Origin of the sequence: Streptomyces sp. NPDC059668 (assembly GCF_042734135.1) — a bacterium.
Lineage (GTDB): Bacteria > Actinomycetota > Actinomycetes > Streptomycetales > Streptomycetaceae > Streptomyces.
The window spans coordinates 1-3,145 of record NZ_JBHWEL010000150.1; the positions used below are offsets into that span (position 1 = coordinate 1).

The window sequence follows — 3,145 nt, forward strand, 5'->3', positions numbered from 1 at the left end:
GACAGAACAACGAGGAAATGAAAGCGCGCCTGAAAGAACTAATCAAAAGCCTGCTGAACGATCTGGGGAACCCACTGGTAAGCAATTTGGCGGCTCCTTACATCAACTCATCCCTTTCGGAGGATATTGATGTCTTAAAATTCCTCAACCATTTAGAGGGGATGATCGACTATGTCCGGTATGGTGACGCTGAAGCAAGGTGACTTCTATTACAACATCCCCATGCATGAATACAGCCGTTATTGGTTTGAACACTTGGACATTATCGAACAGGGCGAGGAATTTTTAGTTGTGGAGAAAATCCCTTACGACAAAATCCCGAAACCGTCCATCATGGCTGCTATGAAAAGAGGTAAAGGCGTGAAGCGTGTTGTGAAAGCTTACAGCACGAAAGGAAGTGGAAAACATGCGAATGACAATTGGCGATGACGAACACGTTTTTATCTGTGGTCAAACCGGTACAGGTAAATCGGTTGTCGCTGAGGTATATCTCGCTGGGAAAGACCATGTGGTAAAGCTTGATACGAAAGGCGAAGTACACGAGCGCCGCAAGAAACGGCAGGAATTGTGGCATGGCTTGCAGGAAGGTAAGGACTTTACTGTGGTTCACCGATTGGAAGACGTGTCCGAGGTCGAGACGCCGAAAATTATCTATTGCCCGGTCGCTGAAGAATTAGAGCCGGAATATTACAACGCGCTCATGAGCTGGGTGTACAAGCGTGAAAATACGATTCTATGGATAGACGAATTAATGGAAGTCGCGCCAAGCGCCCATAACTACCCGAAAGAATTGAAAGCCTTATACACGCGCGGGCGTTCGAAAGAAGCAGTCGTTTGGGCTTGTACCCAGCGCCCAACAGACATTCCGGTCATTGCTATGGCCAACAGTTCACACTATTTCATTTTCACCATGCAAAACCCGGATGACCGTAAAAAGATTGTGAAAGCAACAGGGATGCCGCAATTTATGGAGCAACCCGGCGGGCACAATTTTTGGTATTGGAAAGTGGGTATGCAAAACCCGGTACTAGCAAAATTGAAGCTTTAAAGGAGGTGATGACTTGGAGACACGAAAATTTGCAGGTGTCGGGCTGAAGAACATGATTGTCATTGCGCTATTCACAATGATGGTCATTGTCGTAACAAAGGTTATTGTCACGAAGCATCCGGTTAACGGTGTGACGCAATTAGTAAACGCAGTATAAGGAGGAAAAAAGCATGAAGGTTAAATGGTTAGTTCATACGTTCATTACTGTATTTATCACGATGGTTTTCATGTGGATTATTAAGAAAGCTTCAGCAAAATATCATATCCCGGTTGTATCTACAATCGCGGCAGAAGTCTAAGGAGGAATTTTAATTTATGGCAACTCAACAGCAACTATCAGCACAGGCAAAGGCTCAACTATTCTCGCAGGCTACCCGCCAAACATGGCAGATGATGGGTACACAGACAGTGACAGAGGACGCACAAACGGTATCATTCAACCTACCGAAAGTACGCCTGCTATCACAAATTTTAGTTGAATTTGACGCGACTGTCTCTCTCAAATCGCAGAACGCGGCAATTCCAACTAAACCATTTTCACCATACCAGATTATCAGAAATATTGCACTGGAATTAAACAGTGGATTCCGTCCTTTTGTTGTGTCAGGCGAAGCCCTTCACCTATACAGCTTAAACCGATTGAATCCAGACGTTCTATTACCTGCATCAAGTCCGCGGGCGTTATCTTACATTGAAACAGCCGCGAGCACGTCAGGTAAAGACGCGCGTATTAAATTCCAAGTCGCGCTGCCATTAACTTTAAACCAACGTGACCCGGTCGGTCTTATCTTGCTACAAAACGAGGAGACAACCGTTTCCCTTCAGATTGATACAGCACGCGCGCAAGACGCGTATCAGTTGGCTACTGGAGACACCGTTACACTGAAGCAATTGAAAATCACGCCGACAATTGAAACGTTCTCCGTCCCTTCTGTACCACAAGCTATGCCGGATATTTCTGTCCTGAAGCTTGTAAACGAAAAAGGCGAACAGTTCACCGGGAACGGTCAAAATATCGTGAAGCTTCAGACAGGGACGATCTACCGTAAACTCATGTTTTACTTTACGGATGAGTCAGGCAACCCGCTGAAGGACAGCGACTTTGCGGGCAACTTGGAATTGGTATTTAACCAAGCCGACATCCCTTACAGCATTAAGCCGTCAGCACTTGCAGCCCGAAATCATTCGGACTTGGGTTATGTCTTACCGGATGGGGTTTATGTGTTTGACTTCTCTAACCAAGGCTTGCCAAACCTCGGCGGCTCTCGTGACTATATTGACACCGAACGTCTTACAGAGTTTTGGATTCGCTTCAATACTCAAAAAGGCGGGCGCGTGAAAATCGTTGCTGAAAAGCTTTCACGCTTGCATTAATACACGCGGGAGGGCTTTTCCCTCCTTTTCTTATTTGACTACTACGAAGGAGGATTTATATGAACGCACCATCACAAATGGGTCTAGGTGAAATGTTCTACCATGCCGCAGACTTATATCCAAACATGGGGTTTATGAGTACCCGAACGTCTACAGTTCCCGAAGCTGAAGATCAAATGTCTCTTGTCGATGATGAGGACACAGCAAAAGAGCATGACGTAAAGCAAGACCCTATTACATCAAAACAAATCTTGCTGGGGTTCGGCATTGTGTTCCTTGTCGTATTCCTATTCTCGGCAAGGGTGTAGGGGGTGTGACTTGTGGAGCAAATCTATTCAATCCTATTAAATAACGGAGCCATGGGCGTAATGCTCGCGTGGTTCATGTTCAAACAATCAAAGTATAACGAACAGACACGGGAAATTCTAACCGATCTGAAAATGGTTATTTCAAAAATCGGGGGTGCGTCAAGCAATGACTAAAATTCTTGTTCTCACCGTTATTATCATCGTGTTTTGGTTCTTCTTTATCCGCCGCAAAAAGAAGGGATAACACATGGAAAAAGGTCTTTTGTTTTTCACGCTGGCGCTCACAGCCATATGGATTATTCTTGATGACTTTTATGGCGGCAAACACCTGTCAAAGATGGCACAGAAAATGACGCCTGACATTTCTACACCGATGGACGTTGTAAAAGATGGTTGGGAATCTACAAAAGAAACC

The 3,145-nt window shown here is 45.2% G+C and carries 5 protein-coding genes; all 5 read left to right on the forward strand.

The window, feature by feature from the left end:
* A partial coding sequence (locus ACFV2J_RS42435) for a hypothetical protein (RefSeq protein ID WP_385443834.1) occupies positions 1-203 on the forward strand: 203 nt, incomplete at its 5' end.
* On the forward strand, positions 181-429 hold the full coding sequence (locus tag ACFV2J_RS42440; RefSeq protein ID WP_376642747.1) for a hypothetical protein: 249 nt from the start codon (positions 181-183) through the stop codon (positions 427-429). The genes ACFV2J_RS42435 and ACFV2J_RS42440, both read left to right, overlap by 23 nt.
* Positions 407-1,048, forward strand: coding sequence for a hypothetical protein (locus ACFV2J_RS42445; RefSeq protein ID WP_376642745.1), 642 nt, complete (start codon positions 407-409; stop codon positions 1,046-1,048). Before ACFV2J_RS42440 ends, ACFV2J_RS42445 begins: the two co-directional genes overlap by 23 nt.
* Positions 1,049-1,363: 315 nt before the next feature.
* Positions 1,364-2,422, forward strand: a complete 1,059-nt coding sequence (locus tag ACFV2J_RS42450) for a hypothetical protein (protein WP_376642743.1) — start codon at positions 1,364-1,366, stop codon at positions 2,420-2,422.
* A gap of 59 nt (positions 2,423-2,481) precedes the next feature.
* Complete coding sequence (locus tag ACFV2J_RS42455; protein ID WP_080467411.1) at positions 2,482-2,730, forward strand: hypothetical protein; 249 nt, start codon at positions 2,482-2,484, stop codon at positions 2,728-2,730.
* Positions 2,731-3,145: the final 415 nt, after the last annotated feature.

Coding starts and splice junctions, on each gene's coding strand:
- ACFV2J_RS42440 (WP_376642747.1), top strand. CDS start 181: ATGGTGACGCTGAAGCAAGGTGACTTCTATTACAACATCCCCATGCAT.
- ACFV2J_RS42445 (WP_376642745.1), top strand. CDS start 407: ATGCGAATGACAATTGGCGATGACGAACACGTTTTTATCTGTGGTCAA.
- ACFV2J_RS42450 (WP_376642743.1), top strand. CDS start 1,364: ATGGCAACTCAACAGCAACTATCAGCACAGGCAAAGGCTCAACTATTC.
- ACFV2J_RS42455 (WP_080467411.1), top strand. CDS start 2,482: ATGAACGCACCATCACAAATGGGTCTAGGTGAAATGTTCTACCATGCC.